Annotated in this window: 14 protein-coding genes and 1 pseudogene; 10 read left to right on the top strand and 5 right to left on the bottom strand. The window is 53.9% G+C overall.

Going from position 1 to position 18,094, the window contains the following annotated elements:
* Positions 1–150: 150 nt before the first annotated feature.
* The 7 genes and pseudogenes from xerC (at position 151) to AABM54_RS13305 (ending at position 8,444) form a co-directional block, all read left to right on the top strand.
* The gene (gene xerC / locus AABM54_RS13335) at positions 151–1,107 is read left to right on the top strand and encodes a tyrosine-type recombinase/integrase (RefSeq protein WP_347906190.1); all 957 of its coding nucleotides are present in this window, start codon (positions 151–153) and stop codon (positions 1,105–1,107) included.
* Positions 1,108–1,514: 407 nt separating this feature from the next.
* Positions 1,515–4,724: pseudogene (locus tag AABM54_RS13330) on the top strand (RHS repeat-associated core domain-containing protein); the annotation flags it as partial.
* Positions 4,725–4,727: 3 nt separating this feature from the next.
* Positions 4,728–5,363 (top strand): SMI1/KNR4 family protein, encoded by a 636-nt coding sequence (locus AABM54_RS13325; RefSeq protein ID WP_347906102.1) that lies wholly within the window; start codon positions 4,728–4,730, stop codon positions 5,361–5,363.
* Between the two features lie 280 nt (positions 5,364–5,643).
* Positions 5,644–5,994 (top strand): hypothetical protein, encoded by a 351-nt coding sequence (locus AABM54_RS13320; protein WP_347906101.1) that lies wholly within the window; start codon positions 5,644–5,646, stop codon positions 5,992–5,994.
* Positions 5,994–6,575 (top strand): DUF416 family protein, encoded by a 582-nt coding sequence (locus AABM54_RS13315; RefSeq protein ID WP_347906100.1) that lies wholly within the window; start codon positions 5,994–5,996, stop codon positions 6,573–6,575. Before AABM54_RS13320 ends, AABM54_RS13315 begins: the two co-directional genes overlap by 1 nt.
* Positions 6,576–6,641: 66 nt before the next feature.
* Positions 6,642–6,905, top strand: coding sequence for a PAAR domain-containing protein (locus AABM54_RS13310; protein WP_347906099.1), 264 nt, complete (start codon positions 6,642–6,644; stop codon positions 6,903–6,905).
* 633 nt (positions 6,906–7,538) lie between these two features.
* Positions 7,539–8,444 (top strand): hypothetical protein, encoded by a 906-nt coding sequence (locus tag AABM54_RS13305; RefSeq protein WP_347906098.1) that lies wholly within the window; start codon positions 7,539–7,541, stop codon positions 8,442–8,444.
* A gap of 505 nt (positions 8,445–8,949) precedes the next feature.
* Here the strand turns inward: AABM54_RS13305 and AABM54_RS13300 are convergent.
* From AABM54_RS13300 to AABM54_RS13285, 4 genes are all read right to left on the bottom strand, one after another.
* Complete coding sequence (locus AABM54_RS13300) at positions 8,950–10,089, bottom strand: AAA family ATPase (protein ID WP_347906097.1); 1,140 nt, start codon at positions 10,087–10,089, stop codon at positions 8,950–8,952.
* Between the two features lies 1 nt (position 10,090).
* Positions 10,091–10,954 carry an RNA ligase family protein gene (locus AABM54_RS13295; protein WP_347906096.1) on the bottom strand — a complete coding sequence of 288 codons (864 nt, stop codon included), beginning with the start codon at positions 10,952–10,954 and terminating at the stop codon, positions 10,091–10,093.
* Positions 10,955–11,233: 279 nt separating this feature from the next.
* A complete protein-coding gene (locus AABM54_RS13290) occupies positions 11,234–12,256 on the bottom strand; it encodes an AbrB family transcriptional regulator (RefSeq protein WP_347906095.1) in 1,023 nt (340 codons plus the stop codon).
* A gap of 189 nt (positions 12,257–12,445) precedes the next feature.
* Positions 12,446–13,663, bottom strand: a complete 1,218-nt coding sequence (locus AABM54_RS13285) for an MFS transporter (protein WP_347906094.1) — start codon at positions 13,661–13,663, stop codon at positions 12,446–12,448.
* Between the two features lie 124 nt (positions 13,664–13,787).
* On the opposite strand from AABM54_RS13285, the gene AABM54_RS13280 reads away from it, so the two are divergent.
* Together AABM54_RS13280 and AABM54_RS13275 are read left to right on the top strand one after the other, a co-directional pair.
* Positions 13,788–14,714 (top strand): LysR family transcriptional regulator, encoded by a 927-nt coding sequence (locus AABM54_RS13280; RefSeq protein ID WP_347906093.1) that lies wholly within the window; start codon positions 13,788–13,790, stop codon positions 14,712–14,714.
* Between the two features lie 161 nt (positions 14,715–14,875).
* Entirely contained in the window at positions 14,876–15,625 is a 750-nt protein-coding gene (locus tag AABM54_RS13275; RefSeq protein ID WP_347906092.1) for a hypothetical protein, read from the top strand.
* A 101-nt stretch (positions 15,626–15,726) separates the two neighbouring features.
* On the opposite strand, the gene AABM54_RS13270 is transcribed toward AABM54_RS13275, so the two are convergent.
* Positions 15,727–16,932 (bottom strand): MFS transporter, encoded by a 1,206-nt coding sequence (locus AABM54_RS13270; RefSeq protein WP_347906091.1) that lies wholly within the window; start codon positions 16,930–16,932, stop codon positions 15,727–15,729.
* Positions 16,933–17,087: 155 nt separating this feature from the next.
* Here AABM54_RS13270 and AABM54_RS13265 point away from each other — a divergent pair, with 155 nt between their 5' ends.
* Entirely contained in the window at positions 17,088–18,029 is a 942-nt protein-coding gene (locus AABM54_RS13265) for a LysR family transcriptional regulator (RefSeq protein ID WP_347906090.1), read from the top strand.
* Positions 18,030–18,094 lie beyond the last annotated feature (65 nt).

Raw genomic sequence — 18,094 nt, 5'->3', positions numbered from 1 at the left:
GTTGTTTGCCGCAAACTTGAAGAGGCGAGCGTGGTGCAGCACGAGTAAGCCATCCACCAATCGAATATTAATTTAACTCAACTAAACAGTCATTTAGTTGAGTTACTTTCACTCAAGGTTGTTTCAACTGTGTTTCAGTCACCCGGCACCATGCTTGATGGACGCACCGAGGGCCTGTTGTCGACGGCAGAGAAGAGGGCGTCACCCTCCAACCCGCTAACGCTTTACCTGACACGGCTTGCGCCTTCAAGCCAGCTAACCATGCGTTATGTGCTTCAAGACGCTGCCGACCGGTTGGGGTTCGAAGCGCTCAACCTCGAAGAAATCCCCTGGCACCACCTGCAGCCCAGCGATGTCATCGCACTGGTGTCGACCCTGCGCAGCGACGGCTATGCGCCGAATACGTCGTCGTTGTACGTCAATGCCGTGCGCGGTGTGATGAATGAAGCCTGGCGTATGAGCCTGATCAGCCAGGAACATTTGCTGAAAATGCGTTCGGTGAAGGCCATTGCGGGCACGCGTTTATCTCAAGGACGCAATCTCAGGCGCACACTGATTCAGGAGTTGATGGCGGTGTGCGCGGCCGATCCGCGGCCACAGGGACTGCGTGATGCGGCCATCATCGCGATTCTTTATGGCTCGGGTATGCGCAAGTCCGAATCGGTAAACCTGGACCTGGCCCAACTCGATTTCACCGAGCGTAGCCTGCGAGTCACGGCCAAGGGCAATAAGGAACTGATCAAGTACGCACCTGGCTGGGCGTTCGAAAAACTGAATGCCTGGCTGCAACTACGGCGTTCGCTATTAGTCGAGGGCCAGCAGGATGATGAGTTTCTGTTCAACCGGATTCGTCGCGGCAGTCACATCACCCGCGAGCGCATCACCAAACATGCGATCTATTACATTGCGCGGCAACGTGGCGCACAAGTTGGCGTAAAAATCATGCCACATGATTTTCGCAGGTCATTCATTACACGAGTGATCGAAGAGCACGACTTGTCGATCGCACAAAAACTTGCGCATCACACCAACATTCAAACGACTGCCAATTACGACGTGCGCGATGAAAACGAAAGACGTCGGGCGATCGATCGATATGATCTTTAGAGAATAAAGCGCGGGATGAACATTGTGCGTCTACTCATGGGCGTCTTGAAATATCTTGTTACGCATAATGTGTATTATGTTAAACCAGATGCTATGGTGGGCTCTTATCTGCATCGAGCCGAGGATTCAAGATACACCGCGAGCCCGCTGTGGCTTCTCGGTATCTCCTGCTCGCCGACTAAGCTGCCCCAGGTCACCCATTTCCGTTACAAACAGGACTGGGACCAGGGTATCCAAAGACTCAATCAGGGGTAAGTGGTTAAGGGTTTCGCAGCGTTTGATTTTTTGCCCCCTGGATTTGAGATTCAGCCGGGAAACGGCCTTTTGCCTATGTGCGCAACTTCTTGCGCACTTGCTTCAAGAAATCCGTCTGTAATTCCCCTACAGCCCACGGCCCACCTGGCCTAGTGCTGTCGGACCTGATCACTTATCAGGACGACGTCACCCAGGTGCACCTGCACTTGGGCACCCTGCTCGACGAGCATGGTCGCTTGATCGGCCTGTGGGAAATCCGTGACGGCGCACCTCAACGTCAACTGTGTGCTTACCAGTACGACGGCGCCGGTGATCTGGTTCAGGCTCAGGATGAGAACGGCGCAGCCTGGAGTTATCAGTACCAGCACCATTTGATCACCCGTTACACCGACCGCACCGGACGTGGCCTGAACCTGCAATGGCAAGGCCACGGCGCCAAGGCCAAAGCCGTGCGCGAATGGGCCGACGACGGCAGCTTCGACACCCGCCTGGAGTGGGACGAAAACATCCGCCTGACCTACGTCACCGATGCTCACGGCCACGAAACCTGGCACTACTACGACATCCTCGGCTACACCTACCGCATTCGGCACCCGGACGAGCGTTCGGAATGGTTCTTCCGTGATGACGCGAAAAACCTGATTCGTCACGTCCACCCCGACGGCAGCACCGACCGCTACAGCTACGACGAACGCGACAATTTGCTTGAACACATCCGCGCCGACCACAGCGTGATGCATTACGCCTACGACGACCAGGACTTGCTGATCAAGATCAGCGATGCCGAGGGCGGCCAATGGCAGCGGGCCTACGACGATCACGGCAACCTGGTGGAAGCTGTCGATCCGCTGGGCAACAAGACCGAGTACGCCTACAACGAGGCCGGGCTGCCCACCGCGGTCAAAGACGCCAACGGCAACGAAAAAGCCCTCGATTACAACGACGCGGGTCAACTGATCGAATACACCGACTGCTCCGGCAAAACCAGCGCGTGGGAATACAACGACCTCGGTCAGATGGTGTGCTTCACCGATGCTGCGGGTAATAAAACCGAGTACGAGTACAAAGCCGGGCAACTGATCCTGATCAAACACCCGGACAAGACCGAAGAGCGCTTCAATCGAGACGCCGAAGGCCGATTGCTGGCACACACCGATGGTTTGGATCGTTGCACCACGTGGACCTACACAACTGCCGGCTTGATCGATAAACGAGTCGATGCCGCCGAGCAAACTCTTCGCTATCGCTGGGACCGACTGGGGCAACTGCTGGCACTCGAAAACGAAAATCAGCAGCAGGCGAAATTTCACTACGACCCTGTAGGTCGCCTACTGAAGGAAACCGGCTTCGACGGCCGCAGCACCCTGTACGAGTACGACTCAAGTACCGGCCGACTGGTCAGCACCATCGATGGTCAGCGCGTTACTGAAGTCCAGTTCGACCCAATGGGACGTTTGATCGAGCGCACTGCTCGTTTAGGCGAAACCTCGCAAAGTGAAACCTTTGCCTACGATGGCAACAGCAACCTGGTCATGGCCACCAACGCCGACAGTCGCCTGCAATGGTTTCACGACCCGGCGGGCAACCTGCTGCGTGAACACCAACACTATCTGGGTCTGCAAAAACCTGTTGTTGCTGTCTGGCAGCACGAGTACGACGTGCTTAACCAACGCATCGCCACGACACGCCCGGATGGCCACAAGGTCAGTTGGCTGACCTACGGCAGCGGTCACTTGCTTGGCATGCGAATCGACGAGCACGAACTGATCGGCTACGAGCGCGACGACTTGCACCGCGAAGTCGCTCGACACCAAGGTAACCGCCTGCTGCAAACCCAACAATGGGACCCGGCTGGTCGCTTGCAAGAACAACTGCTGAGCCATAGTGACGACAAGTCCACACTGCTCAAGCGCGAATATAAATACGACGCCGCAGGCCAATTGACTGACATCAACGACAGTCGCCGAGGGCCATTGTCGTACCGCTATGACCCGATCGGCCGGCTACTCAGCGCCACCAGTCGCCTGGGCGTGGAAACCTTTGCCTTTGACCCGGCCAGCAACCTGCTGGACAACAACGTCGCCGAAGTTCGCCGTCCTCTGGATCAGGACCCAAAACGCAACAAACTGATGGACAATCTGCTGCGCGAATACGCGGGCACCCATTACGAATACGACGAGCGCGGTAACCAGATTCGACGTTGGCACAATGGCCAGCAAAGCCAGATGCAGTGGGACTTGTTCGATCGTTTGGTGCGTTTCGAAGATCATCGTCTGAGTGTCGACTATGCCTATGACCCGTTGGGTCGCCGCATACATAAGTACTCCAACGCACATCACAGGCAGCAACCCGAAGTGGGGTCGCATTGGAGTCAGAATGAACATGCTCGCAAGCAACGTGAACTGGGCTGCGGCTTCACCCTATTTGGCTGGGATGGTGACAATCTCGCATGGGAAAGCAGCCCGGCGCAGGCCGATGGCGCCGCTGGCCGTACCACTCACTATCTGTATGAACCTGGCACCTTTGTACCCGTGGCTCAAGCCATGCGTCATCAGCCGATTCGCTTGTTGGCCGAGCCGACTTACGAGGGTGCTTACAACATAGATGAAGACCCGTTGTGGACCCACACGCCTCAAGCGCAGCCAATTGACGTGTTGTCGTGGTATCAATGTGACCACCTCGGCACGCCACAAGAGCTCACCGATCAAAACGGAAAAATCGCCTGGAGCGCACAGTACAAGGCATGGGGTGAGGTACGCGAACAGCGCTCGGAATGGGCACAACGTGAAGAACTGACCAACCCGATCAGGTTCCAAGGCCAGTACCACGATCATGAGACGGGACTGCACTACAACCGCTATCGGTACTATGATCCGCAGGTTGGGCGGTTTATCAGCAAGGATCCGATTAGCTATGCAGGTGGATTGAACCTGTATGCTTATGCGCCGAACCCGACAGGTTGGATTGATCCTCTAGGGTTATCAAATAGTACATGCAACATCGGTGCAAAAGGCACAGGTGCGGCTGGGGGTGATGTTAAAAAGATTGTGATGGTCAGCAAAAGCCGCTTTCCTGAGTCAGCGAAACACATCGAAGATGCTGTTGACGCAGGCAAACCCAACACCCTGACCATCGATCGCGCGAATGCAGCATCACGTAGGCGTGACTCTTTACGCGGTGTTGAAACTAAACTAGACCATGATCGGGATGAGTATCCACCTGCAATGTTCAAAGAAGGTGGTCAAGGTTCCTCGGTAAGGCATATCAACTCTAGCGACAACCGTGGGGCAGGTGCTTGTATTGGTGCTCAATGTAGAGGGTTGCCAAACGGAGCGAAGGTTCGAATAGACGTGGTGGATTAGAGTATGACCAGTTTGGATAAATTATTATCGAGCGCAAGTTCATCGTTGAGTGAGCATGAGCCGGAAATGTTAGGGCAGTCACGTAAATTGGCAGGAGCTTTAGCTGACCAACTTTTTGGAATGCTTTGTCAACGCAATGGTTTTTATGCTTTAGAAAGTGCTTTGCATGTATTTCCAACACACTCTAGCCAGCATGAGATTGGTATTAGTGATTGGAACGAGAATGCTCTGTGGCGCAGCGGCTACAAAGGCCTGGCCGATGGCTGCCTGTTTTTTGCTGAAGATGTTTTTGGTGGGCAGTTCTGTATTAAAGATAACAAGATCTATACCTTTGATCCAGAAACAGGCTCATTAGAGTACTTGGCTGATGATATTGAAGGCTGGGTTATAGCACTCACCAGTGACTATGAGGTGCTTACGGGGTATCCGTTAGCGCATCAATGGCAAAAGCAGAACGGCCAGCTTCCTGCTGGGAAACGTTTGTTGCCGAAGTTACCGTTCGTGCTGGGCGGCGAATTTGTGCTGGATAATTTGTACTTGGCTGATGCAGTGGAGGGAATGAGACTTAGGGCTGATATAGCTAGTCAAATTAAAGACCTGCCAGACGGCGCCCAGATCGCATTCAACATTGACAACTGATTGTTCGATAACGGGTAACTGATTTATTTATGCAAATACATACTTGACCCGACACCGGCGCTCGCGCCGGTGTTGTTTTGTGCCTGTGAGCGGCGAATGTAATGAGGTCAAGGTCACATTGACTTCGCAAGAAAAGTTAGTACTGAGTCAGTGACTAAACCTCTTGAACAACTGAGTCTTTTCGACGAAAGAGTGGAAAACGAGGCAGAAGGTACGACTATGAAGTTCCGCCGGTTATTCAAACTGACTCAAAAGCCATGAAACAGGAACTGGGAAGTTGATGGCAAACAAGGTTGATTTATCAGCTCTTAACGAGCAGCAGAAACAGATTTGTGAAAAATATGGACTACCTATGTATCCGCCCGAGAAAATGGTAGCCATCGCACTAGACACACTATACAAATCACCAATTTATGGCTCAAGAATACAACTTCCAGAAGGCGGAACTATCAGTTGGTTTATTCATGGCGGCGAATACTCTACTGCTAGCGGATTTTATCAAGCACTTCACGCTAGCCATTTGATGGAAGAGCTCCCAGAAGTGTTAAAATACTTATCTTTACCCGAGGGGGCGAGGTTTATTATTGATAGAGAGGGGTACGAAGACGTCTGGATGTCGGGATCAGAGTAATGAAAAGCAATAACGTGACACAGGCAATAGAAGTAATAACAGGAGATGAGAGAGGCATGAGTCATGCAAACATCCTTAATCTTTCACAACCTGCATTAGGCCAGTTTTGCCTGTTGGCAGCAGAGAGATTACTACCGATATATGAAAAGTTCGCCGAAAAATTCGGCCTTCCATCTGCCGAGCTACTAGCTACTCATAACTCGCTGTTTGATTTGGTAATTGCCGACGGCAAAGTAGATGTTAATCTTCTATCCCAAAGAATTGACAAGTTGATTCCTGACACCGAAGATTATAGTGATCCCCTTGCAGATCAAGCCCAGTGCTCTGCTATTTGCACATCCTACTGCATTGACTATCTTCGATCGCATGATCCAGAAATGGCCAATTATGCTATGGAAAAAGTTATTGAAGCCATAGACATTTATGGCTACGAGGGTGGAGAGACGGAAGAAGCTGTTCGACAGGAGTTAGACTGGCAACAAAAAATAGTAACCATAATAAACAAAAAAGAATTGCTTTCAGCCGAAGAGATAGGCCAGCTCAGGCTATCTAATAGGATGCATGCCATTCCTTCAGTTTGATAGGGCTGGTAGATAGCTTGGGTAGAATTTTTTTGGAAGTTTACTTCTCAGGATGATGACTGAATAATGAAAGATGCAATTCGACTTGGTGATTCCACTTCTCATGGTGGAGTGGTACTGGAAGCTTTCTCCCAAACCGACCTCAATGGCAAACCCATTTCCGGCATCGGCCACAAGGTCAGTTGCCCGCTATGCAAAGGCATTTTTTCCATTGCCGAGGGCAGCAGCACCTACACAGTGGGCGGAATTGCTGTCGCACTGGACGGTATGAAAACCGCCTGTGGTGCCAGTTTGATCGCCAGTGGTCCAAAGGGAGCAGTGATCAGTTGAGTCATCCCTCAATGGCAACCTCAAAATAGGCCAATCCCACTCCCCTATTGTTCGATGGCGGGTATGAAGCTCAGGTAGTTGCGATGGAGGCGGCTCACCTAGCGTAATGGCCGATGACATCGCCCTACGTCGAAAGAATATTTCGAATTTGCACGATAAGGACAATGCACATTGTCCGTATAGGACATACCTCAGAGTGACATTTTTGCCTTGGGGTACGGTCCTTCTAGACTTTTACATTCGCAGGAACATATTTTGTAACATTTCTCTGATCATCCTCAATGGAAAAATATATATTTATTACTATGCTTTATTTCGTTCATGCAAAGCCCCCCCCCCACAATAAACTAATTCTGGTGATTATATGAATGCGAAAAAAGTCAAGCAAGCGGTCAAGGCACAAACTAAAACCGCCCAGCCTGTAAAGGCGCGCCAAGTAGATGTCGATGTGCGCAAAGCACTAGAAAACGCCTACTGGTAAATGCATAGCGTAATGAAGGGGCTCTGATCAGCCTCTTCACTACCAACAAAATTTATCCCCCCTCTGACGCAAATAGCAGCTCTACATAAAGCCGCTGAGCTTTAAGCTCCCATTGGGTAATTCCCTATTAGGTTCTCTGAGAGAAACTTAAAATGAACGCTAATGCTTACTTTGAGTCCCTCCTCTCACGAGCCATGCCTATAGTCGTCGACTCTGATACTGCACTTGAAGTGGCACGCAATGAAGGATTCAAGACAGTAGACATCAATGATTTTGATTTTGCAGACAAGAGTTCTTGCGCACTCATGCTCATAACAACTTATGATGGGCATGCTAAATTACGTAACCTTTGGGATATCACTAAAGCCAAGGTGGCCCACTTGGCTACAGCAAAGTTTGACTCTGGCGCAGAGTCTTTAAAATATTCACTACACAAACTGCTCGCCCTGGATCATCATGCCACGTTAAAGCGACGTGCAGAATCTTATGGGGCTCTTTTGGCTAAGCCGACTATTCAGGTTCGTAGCAGTCACCATGCCCTCCAATGCACATTGAGTGATAGCGTAGAAATTGCCAATGACTCCGACGATATGATGGAAGGTTGGTTATACTCCGTCGCTGAGTTTTTTGAAGCCTCTATCGTTAATATTTCAGAAGAGCGCCCGAGCTTCTCACTTGAGGGTGAACTGGAATTTAATGGCTTTATTTATCTAGCGAACAACCTGAACTTGAAGGAAAGATTTACAGGCGAGCTTTCTGAATTAATGAGGCAAGCTTCACGCGGGGGTAATATCATTGAATTTAAAGAAAATGTAGCACAACGCATCGTACTGGATAACACAGATGTGACCGAAACATTTCGCAGTATGTTTGAGGGTTTAGAACGTGGTTTGGCTGCGACCGAGTTCGCAGTGGGTTGTGCGAGTCACCCGAGCCCGGTCGACTGGTCAATAAATTCTCTTTTGAATGAAAGCAGTTGCGGGGTGCACCTGGGTATTGGAATGGGGCAGAATATGCCACACATTGATTTTATTTCTACTAGCGCAAGGATTGTATAGGTGGAAGTACGGGCAGCTTCCCCTCAAAATCTTGCAAAGGTCACCTCGCCGGCTCTTAGGGCCTGTACGAAAAGTCGCCGAGTGGCGATCAGGCAAGGCAAAAACAGGCGAGGAAGCGGAGTTTACGGGTTGTAAATGAGCATTCCGAGCCTGTTTTTAACGCAGCATGATCGACACGCAGGCAGTTTTCGTACAGAGCCTAGGATGCATGTCGAATCTCGGCTTATGGAAGTTTTGGATGACTTGTTTTATATAGGCCCGCGTCAGTGAAACTAACGAGCTTTCCTTACCGGTTCAAAACTGGCCCACTTGTGCAAAATGCAGCTTTTTCGATAATCGCTATCGCGCCTTGCGGTCGCTCTGTAAGCGTCCAGCCAACACACCTTCCGAACTCCAGTATTAAGACCGACGTTCTTCGCCAACTTTCTATCGATTAACGCTCATAGACAGAAATCATGCGTATGAAGGTGAATGAGCTTCCAGGCGTGGTTCTGAAACTATCTCCTTATACAAAGAACTCGACTGTGCCGGCCTCGATTGCCGTTGGGACCTCCCATTTGTACAGCATCGTGGTGATCTTCTTGTTGGTCAGCGATGTATCCCGCTGATCATTTCGCAGGAAGATCTCTTTCTCGGTTTGCTCCAGGTACACCAGGCGAACGTCCGCGTGATAGGCGTGCAGCAGGTCCAGTGTCTTCTTTCTCATTTGTGTGGATAGGTGCGTTGCGTTCCATACGAATGCTCTTTCTCCCCTGAGAAGATCCTTCGCTTTCGCCAGGGCGGCTCCGGCCACCCTGCCCTCATCCTTGCCGTGCGCCAGGCCCAACTCAGTCCTGGCGTCGTCAAAGGAGACTACTGGAAGGTTGTTGGCGTGCTTCTCAACCCACGTGTTCTTTCCGCATGCGGGCATTCCACACATGACGATGACCTGGGAGCCGGTCCTCTCCTTGTACAGGGGAAAGTCGGGCAGGACATTGGCGCCCTGGAAATAGGCCAGCCGTGTGTGGGCATCAACAAACGTCTTTGGTGTTGCCAGGCAGCCTTCATCCTCGGCCAGTAGCTTGAAGATCTCGATGTCCTCAAGGATCGACTGCTTGCCCGCGTATTGACGCCCCGCCATATCCGCTGTCGCGACTGCGCATAACATCCAGATAGGTAATTGCCAGCTCAGACTGTGGATTATGAATTCCGCAGACTGCCCTGCCCGGTTTCCTCTCAAAGCAAAAAATGGCAGTTGGTGCACTCGGATGATCCTGCAAATGGTTTCTCTAGTCTCGAAAGGGACACCCGCTCGCCATAGAATCAATCGCGCATCGACCGCTCCCCGCGCTGAATGGCCAGGCTGACCAATCCGCCCTGTTACAGGATCTATCACCGTCGTAGACGGCTTCGAGATATCGTGCAGTACGCATGCGTAAAACAGGACGAACCGTTGCTCATCCGTTGCGGCTATATAAGGGCTGCTGCAAATCATAGCCTCCACTACCATTTTGGTATGGATCAGCACGTTGCCTTCTCCATGGTACTCAGGCTCTTGAGGTGTGCCGGCCAATAGCTTGATTGCAGGAATCACTTCCATCAGCTCCGGCCAAGACGTTTCGCCCCCGGGCTTCGGCACTAAAGCCGAAAGCTGTTTAAAGCCCATCTCATCGATCTCCCTTGTTGATCTCTTCCCAGGTGACGGCCAGTTGCGGGGAATATAGGTCCACGCCGTCAGCTAGCCGATTGGGGATGTAGGGTTGCTGAAGGTGGTGAACGCCAGCGTCTTGTATTGACTGTACGAAATCATGCCGGACCCATTTCAAACGGCCTGTTGTTTCTCCTGCGCTCTCAGTCTTCAGGTACAGACCTTCCATGAGGTCTGATTCATCCAGGTTCTTCCACGCCATCTTCAGGTCGAGTTCTTCCCGCAGGACGGCCGCAGCGAAGGACTCGCGCCAGTTGGTGGTTCGGGCTTTCGAGTGGCCAACCAGCTTGAGCAGACCTGCCAGTGACTGCGGGGCAATACCCTCATAAAGTACGGGGACCGATAGCACGGGGCCGCCTTCGAGCATTGTCCTGCGCGCCTGAGTCGACAGGAACACTCCTCGCTTGCGATCGAGGATGTCGAACTCCAGGAAGATGTGAGGCAGCGCGTCGTAATACACCGAATGTACCTTCGACATGGTCTCGCCGAACATCACATAGCGATCCTCGAGCCTATCCAGCAGCCATCGCTCATGCACCTTCGCCCAGAGCTTGAGCATTGAGAACTGTCGCTCTCTTGAGCCGCCGACAAGGTAATGACCGCGCGACTGGAGCAGCAACTCGCCTGCCGATGAAAAGGAAATGCCGGCATTCGCACCGTCAACCTTCTCTTCAACAACGATGTATTTTCCGATCAGTGATTGGTATCGAGCCTGGTCGTTGTCCATGTCGCCGAGTTGCAGGCGCGACGATTCCAAGTGCGGCGTTCGAGGGTATTTGTATAGATTTTGCAGTTGCGCGTAGAGGTGCGGATCGAGTGTCATGATGTCGTCTCCAAAAAAAAGGAAACCGACAACGCTCGTGAGGATGGGTGAGGCGCGCGCAAGCGAACCCAACAGCTTCTAGACCGTCGTCGGATTTAGATGTGTTGAGAGCAGAGCACTTAATTCACCATTCTAGGGTAGGGGGTTATTGAGGCCGCGGATTAGGCCTTATTCGCTTGAGTAGAGTCAAGGGCCTAATCCAATTGAGCCAGATTTTTCAGGTGAACGAACCTGCACCAGTGCCCCATGCTCGGGCTCAGCGATACCCATTCGGTGTACTTACTCGACGTTTTCGCGCCACCGACGCGCCTGAATGATGAACGCTGGCGCAAAGTGCAGCACGACCATCCGCACCAGATGATGGGACAGGATGAACACCACGTTCAGCCCACCACTGAACGCGACGATCGCAATCGTCTCGATGGCGCCAGGCATGTACGCCATCCACAACGACAAGGGATCGTGACCGAGGACTCGCCCGGCCACCCCGGCAAACGCTGCTGCGATCAGCAGCATCAAGGCTACGGCCATCAGCCCGGCGCGTCCGTGGCGAACAAGCTCCGAGAGGGAAATGTCCTTGAATTTCGAGCCAATCAGCACGCCGAGGATGACCGCAGCGCCATCGACACTCCACTGCGGCATGTGGAACGCCTGGAGAAACCCCATCTTGATGTAGACGCCAGTGGCAACAATGGCGGTGAGCATGAACGGCGCTGGAACGCCGACGGTCAACAGCACGCGACCGAGCAAAATGCACAAGACGATCAGCGACAGCAGTGTCAGCAATATGCCCATGGTCAGCGGGTTGCTCTCGACAGGAGCAACATTGGCATGCCCGGGAATGCACAGGCTGACCAACAAGGTGATCGACAGCAGTCGAACCAGGTGCACGACAATCACCTTGCTGGACGCACGCTCGGACTCCAGCAAATCGAACACCGCCGCGAGGGCACCCGGGTAGACAGCCAGCAGGGAATCCTTTGGGTTCCAGCCCGAGACCTTGAACAGCCATAAACCGGCCACGGCAATCTGGGCGGTCAGGCACAGCAGCAGGAAGCCCAGGCTGGGTAACATGGCGACCACTGTCTGGCTGTCCCACGACTCGAACATCAGGCCTGTAGCGATCCCCAAAACGATTTGCACGTAGCCAAGGCCGAAGCGCAGCGTGGGAGAAAAACGCAAGTTGCTGACAATCACCGCAGTTGCGAGTATCGAGCCAAGCAATAGACCATGAGGGATACCGGCATACTGCAGCGCAGTGCCGACGCCGGTGGCGATCAGTAAACACAATAAGGTTTTCATGGTTTCTGAGGGATCGTCCTTAGTTCTCGTGTTTGCCCAATGCTTCCATTTGGCTCACACACGTTATCCCACCTCACGGTATCAGGCGTCCAGGTGGATGGATGGGCATGTTGGTTGATGCTCGCGTCTGGTCAGCGTCGAGGCAGAAACTCCCTCCTCGCCCTCCTTTTAGGCCGGCCTACTCCTTCTTCAACACGGACTTCGGTCCAGGCCCTTCTGCACACACCAGGACAATGGCAACGTCAGCAACAGGATCGCCGCCAGCGTCATCACGGCATAAGGGATGCCTGTCACATCCCCCAGGCGACCAAACAATACCGGCGCCAGTGCCCCGCCACCGATGGTGCCTGTGTAGAACAGTGCGAAAGCATGCTCGCGTTTGTGCACACTCGTTAAATCCGGTACAGCGCCATACAGCACGGACGATGTCCCGTTCAACACCAGCCCCAACAACGGCAACATCACCATCATGCCGGTCAGCGGCAACTCCACGGCCAGCACGATCAACAACGCAGTCGTGGACTCCGTCAACCACACCGTTTTCATCATGCCGATTCGCACGCCCAGATAACCACACAGCAACTTGCCGAATGCACCGCCCACAAACAACAGCGCCAACGCCAGGCCAATGCTCGCCGGCCCGGCGCCTTTGTTCGTCAACAAGAATGGCAAGAAGGTGAGAAACCCCATCCGTATGGCACTGTCCAGCACGCCAGTCAGGAGCAGCGCACGCAGGCCACTGACGGAGTCGCTTCCGGTTGGCGTCCTGGGGGATTTTTCCAACCGGGAGGCCGGCGCTCTGCGTGCCGGTATCAACCACCACAGCACACCCGCAGCGACCAGGCCAAGCACGCCCATCAGCGTGACGCCGACGCGCCAACTGACGACCGTCAGCAGCACCCCGACCAATGCCGGTATCAGCATCTTGCCGAGGTCGCCGGCAAAGTTGTAATGCGACAATGCCTCCTTGACCCCTCCTCCCGCTTCAAAAGTATCGCTGACCATCGAGGACGCCAACGGGTGTTGTGTGCTCGCGCCCAAACCGCCCAACATCAGCGCCAGCAACAGCACCGACAACCCGCCGGCCTGACCAGCGAACAAATAGGCCACGCCGGCCAGGGCCGTTCCGCCGACCAGCATGCGCGCTCGCCCCCACCGTTGGGCTGCACGACTCGCCAACAGCTGGAAGCCGGCCATCATCCCGGAATAGGCTCCGCGTAACAGCCCGATCTGCGCGTAGCTCATGCCAAACTGCACCTGCCAGATCGGCAGCAGCACATAAATGAGGTCAGTCAAACCATCATGCACGGCGTGCGCACCGCAAGCGGCTACCAGAGATCGACGACGCACGGAGGCATCGGCCGGTGGCGATGCGTGCAAGGAGATTTCATTGTTCAGGTCGGTCATCGTGCGGGGCGCTGCTGGCGTGATTTCATAAGACCTCTCGTGTTATGACTCGAAGCCTTTATAAAATGCGCGAGCTGATGAACACCAATACCGAATTCGGACCGATCAATACCCAAGGACCAGGATGCTTGATCTACGCAGGTTACGTTACTTTTTGACCGTCGCCGAAGAGCTGCACTTTGGTCGTGCAGCGCTGCGCCTGCACCTCGCCCAACCGCCCCTGACCCGACAGATTTCGGTACTGGAGGTCGAGCTGGGATTTCGCCTCTTCGACCGCACCAGCCGTTCGGTGTCGCTCACCCCTCGGGGGCGCCAATTCCTGCCTTACGCCCGCGCGGCCCTTGAGCAGGTTGACCTTGCCGAGGTCATCGCGAAAAAACTGGCAACGGGTCTGGCCGGTCAACTGACCTTGGGTTACGCCAGTTCGATTGCCCTGTCGGAGGTGTTCAGTCAGGCCATTCAGGCTTTTGCCCAGCGCTTTCCAGAGGTCCAGCTGACGCTGGTGGAAGGACCTTCAGGTAGCCAGTGGGCGCAGATTGTCGATGGCCGCCTCGATATCGGCATGAGCCGGATGAAGCTGCCTCACGGGCAGACCGAGGTTCAGTCGCTGTCGCTGGACGAAGAGCCACTGGTGGCCGCCCTCTCCTGCAACAATCCGCTGGCCAGCCAGAGCGATGTAACCCTGGCGCAGCTCAGTGCGCACCCGCTGATCCTGTTTCCGACCGGATACGGCTCGGGGCTCAACGAGACCATCGAACAGTTGTTCAAACGTAATGGCCTGGACCTTCAACGCGGCCCGGCCGGGCGGCAGATCACCTCGATCATCGCCCTTGTGGCCGCCAATCAGGGTGTTGCGCTGGTGCCCCGCTGCACCCAGGCCCTGGCGAAAACCGGTGTGATCTACCGGCCGCTGGCCCACTCCGACGCCTGCGCGCCTCTGTGGGTACTGACGCGAGCGCAAGAACGTAGTGCGCTGGTTGAGGCGTTTTTGAGAGTGCTTGATGAGCTTTTACAGGACCGAGCGTCATTGGCGGTCGCTCGACAGCAATGATGGCAGGATAGTAGCATTCAGCCCGATTCACAGAGCAGGGCTGTGGCCAGTCTGGCGTGCCAGTTGACCCCGACTCAGGGCAACCCGGCACGTTTGTCGGTTCACGATGACCTGTCACCTCCCTTGAGAACACACATTTCCTCACTCACGGACGAACAGCAATGAATAAAAGTGGATACCTATGCCTGGCCTTTATGGTCACCGTGGGCAGCCTGAGCTTCTTTCTCCAACCCGAAGCAGCAGCCCTTTCATTCGCGCTCATTGCGCTGTTTTCCTGCACTTACTTCGTCTTTTTCCTGCTCAGGAACAACCTGCACCACGGCCTCATGCGCAGCCTGCTGCTATCCGTGTTGATCGTGGCGATCGGCTTCATTCCGGTACTCGGCTGGATCGTGCTCATCGGGTTTGTGATCTACAACATTTCCAAAGCGCTTGACGGCCTCAAGAGCCTGATCCCGGATGTGCTCGCCAGTCTGCTTATCTACAGTCTGTTGTGCGCCCGATTGGTCTTCGACATTCGCGACCCGGCCGCCATCGTTGCACTTGCCAGTGCCTACCTGGTCGTCGCGATCCTTTACTGCCGCAGCCTCAATGGGCTGACCCTCCAGGTTGCCCTGTTCAAGATGAGCGTCATGTGGCTGTCAATTCCCTTTGCTGCGCTGACTGTCATGTCGATTATCTCGGCCCTCGGTAACTTGTTCCGCACTGTCGGCTCCACGTTCAGTCGCACAGTTATCACCCCACAAGTGGTCTCTGGCTATACGCGGGGCGGCGTACAGGTTGATAGCTACTTGCGCAACGTCAGCACCAGGGTAACCATTCCTGTGACGCATCTGGCACCGGGTACTGGTACGTTCACAGCGGCCGCACTCGGGGAAGTTGCGCAGAAAGTGAAGGAAGAAAAAGCCTAGCGTCTCTGGCCTTCCGTTATCGAGTCAGCAACGCGTAAGCGAAAGTAAGCCCTTGTATCGCGAGGCTCGCGACCGGGAATGAGTCACACAAGGTGTGCCCCTCAATCAGCCTCCTTACCCGTTGTATTGCCCAAATTGGAAGCGCCCAGAAAGTAAAAAAATCCACCTGCAACAATGAAGATGGCGAGCATGTAAAAGATGTAGTGGGGAGGCTGGGTCGCCAGTACGACTCCGCACAGCACCGGACCCAGCGCCGCACCGAGGTTAGACAGGTTTTGCGCTCCGTAATACATGCCACGCAGGTTGTCTGGAGCGATTTTGTCGATGAACATGTATTCGGCGGGGAATACGATGATCTCGCCGACAGTGAAAATGGTCATGGAAATCACCCAGAGCAGAACAGAGGTCGACAGGGCAAAACCCGCCAACCCCACCATGAACATGCCAAGGCCCGCCGCCAGCCATAGATTCAGGTGTCTGTGGGAGATCTTCCTGCCTATGGAGTACTGCAAGCTGATCACCATCAGTGCATTCGTCGCCACCACGGTACTGATGATCTGGTAGGTGGATTCAGGCGTGGTCGTGACCACCAGATACTGCGAGAGGTAAGCCGTAAACTGGCCAAATACCACGGCGCTGAGCAGCCCGCCAAGGGTGAAACACACTAACCGATAATCCTGGAGCAGCCGTTTCCCCACTGCCAGAAACGGAGCGGGTTTCTGAGCAGCATTGACGGTAGCCAGGTCTCTATCGCCCCATACGAAATAGATGAAGAAGAACCCTGCGCCAAGCCCGGCGGACAACAGGAATGGCAAGCTCATATCCAGCTTGGCCATCCCGGCCCCAAGAAACGGGCCGACGGCATACCCGATATTGGTCAGCATGTATTTGATCGAGAACACTTCGCTGCGATCAGTGACGGGCAGCACGTTTCCGAATCCTGATTTGACCGCGATATCAATGACAGCATAAGCCAGGTTGATCAACACCAGGCAGCTATAGAACAGCCAAAGATCGCGCGCAAGAAACGTCCCGAGAAAACCCAGCGTGAACACACCGCTGAAGCTCAGAATTAGCCGGTAACTAGACATCCTGTCGACCAGAAAGCCACCGTAAAGACTCAATAGCGAGCCGATGATCAGTGTGCTGCCAATGACCAGACCGATATCGGCGACGCTCAAGCTGAAACTACCGGAAAGGTAGATGACCAGATAAGGCAGGGTAATTGCTCGCGCCAGCGTCAATATCAGCGATGCCGACAGCAGCATTTTTACCGTTGTCGGATAGTTTTTCAGCGTGCTCAGCATCCTTGCCTCATCGTTCAGCAGGTGATTTTTATGGAATTGGTTAGTCGTACATCGTTAATTGATGCACTGGAATCAAGCTTACTGGGGAACAGTATTCTGATTTATGATGTTTTTTATCAAATCAGAGGAACGTAATTCATGAATGTGGGGCATCTATGTTTTCCTCCGAGCGATTAAAAGGCATTGATGTATTTGTCTGCGTCGCGGACTCCGGCAGTTTCAAGGCTGCTGCCGAGCGGATGAATCTGACGGGGTCGGCAATCAGCAAAGGCATTGCTCGACTGGAGAGCAGGCTGCAGACGCGCTTGTTTCATCGTACGACAAGACGCTTGTCACTGACGGATGCGGGGATTGCGTTCTATCGCACCTGCACAGGCGTGCTGGCCGACCTCGAAGAGGCTGAGCTGTCGCTACATGCCGAAAACGTCGAGCCTCGTGGAAGAATTCGAATTGACCTTCCAGGTGCCTTCGGCCGCTCGCAGGCCCTTCCGGTCATTCTGCGGTTTGTCCAGGACCACGCTCTGTTGCTGCCGCACATTTCGTTTTCCGACCGTTTCATCGACCCGATCGAGGAAGGTGTCGACATCGTCGTGCGCATCGGTGGTTCGGACGTTTGGCCCGCCGCATTGGGTCATCGCTACCTGGGCAGTGAGTGGCATATCTTCTGTGCGTCGCCGGCGTATTTGAACAAGCATGGCACGCCTATGACCGATCGCGACCTGGAACATCACCAGTGCATCACCTACGGCTGGGCGGACGGAACGGTCAGCCCCTGGAGTTTTTCAGGAACCCACCCAGGCGAAACGGAACGCAGGATAGTACCCGCAAGGTTCGTGGTGGGCGATGGCGAAGGTCTGGTGATTGCGGTGTTGGCCGGATGCGGTATCGCGCAGTTGCCTTCATGGTTGATCAAACGTCAACTTGAAGAAGGGACCTTGGTTGAAGTGCTCCCCCATTTGGCAACCGATGGTCTGGCGATCAATTTGGTTTGGTTAAAAAGCCGTCAGGCGCTTCCCAAGGTCAGTGCGTTATTGGAGGTACTTGCAGCCAGTCTGGCCCCATCGGGTGGCAAACCGAGTAGTCCCGTGAATTCGTAATGCCTTGTGGTGACGTGCTTGGGGTGTAGCCACTTGACGCTGAGTCACTAATGACCGCCTTAGGA

Source organism: Pseudomonas purpurea, assembly GCF_039908635.1.
Lineage (GTDB): Bacteria > Pseudomonadota > Gammaproteobacteria > Pseudomonadales > Pseudomonadaceae > Aquipseudomonas > Aquipseudomonas purpurea.
Note: the sequence above shows the minus strand (reverse complement) of the source record. Positions and strands in the feature narration are given on the sequence as shown.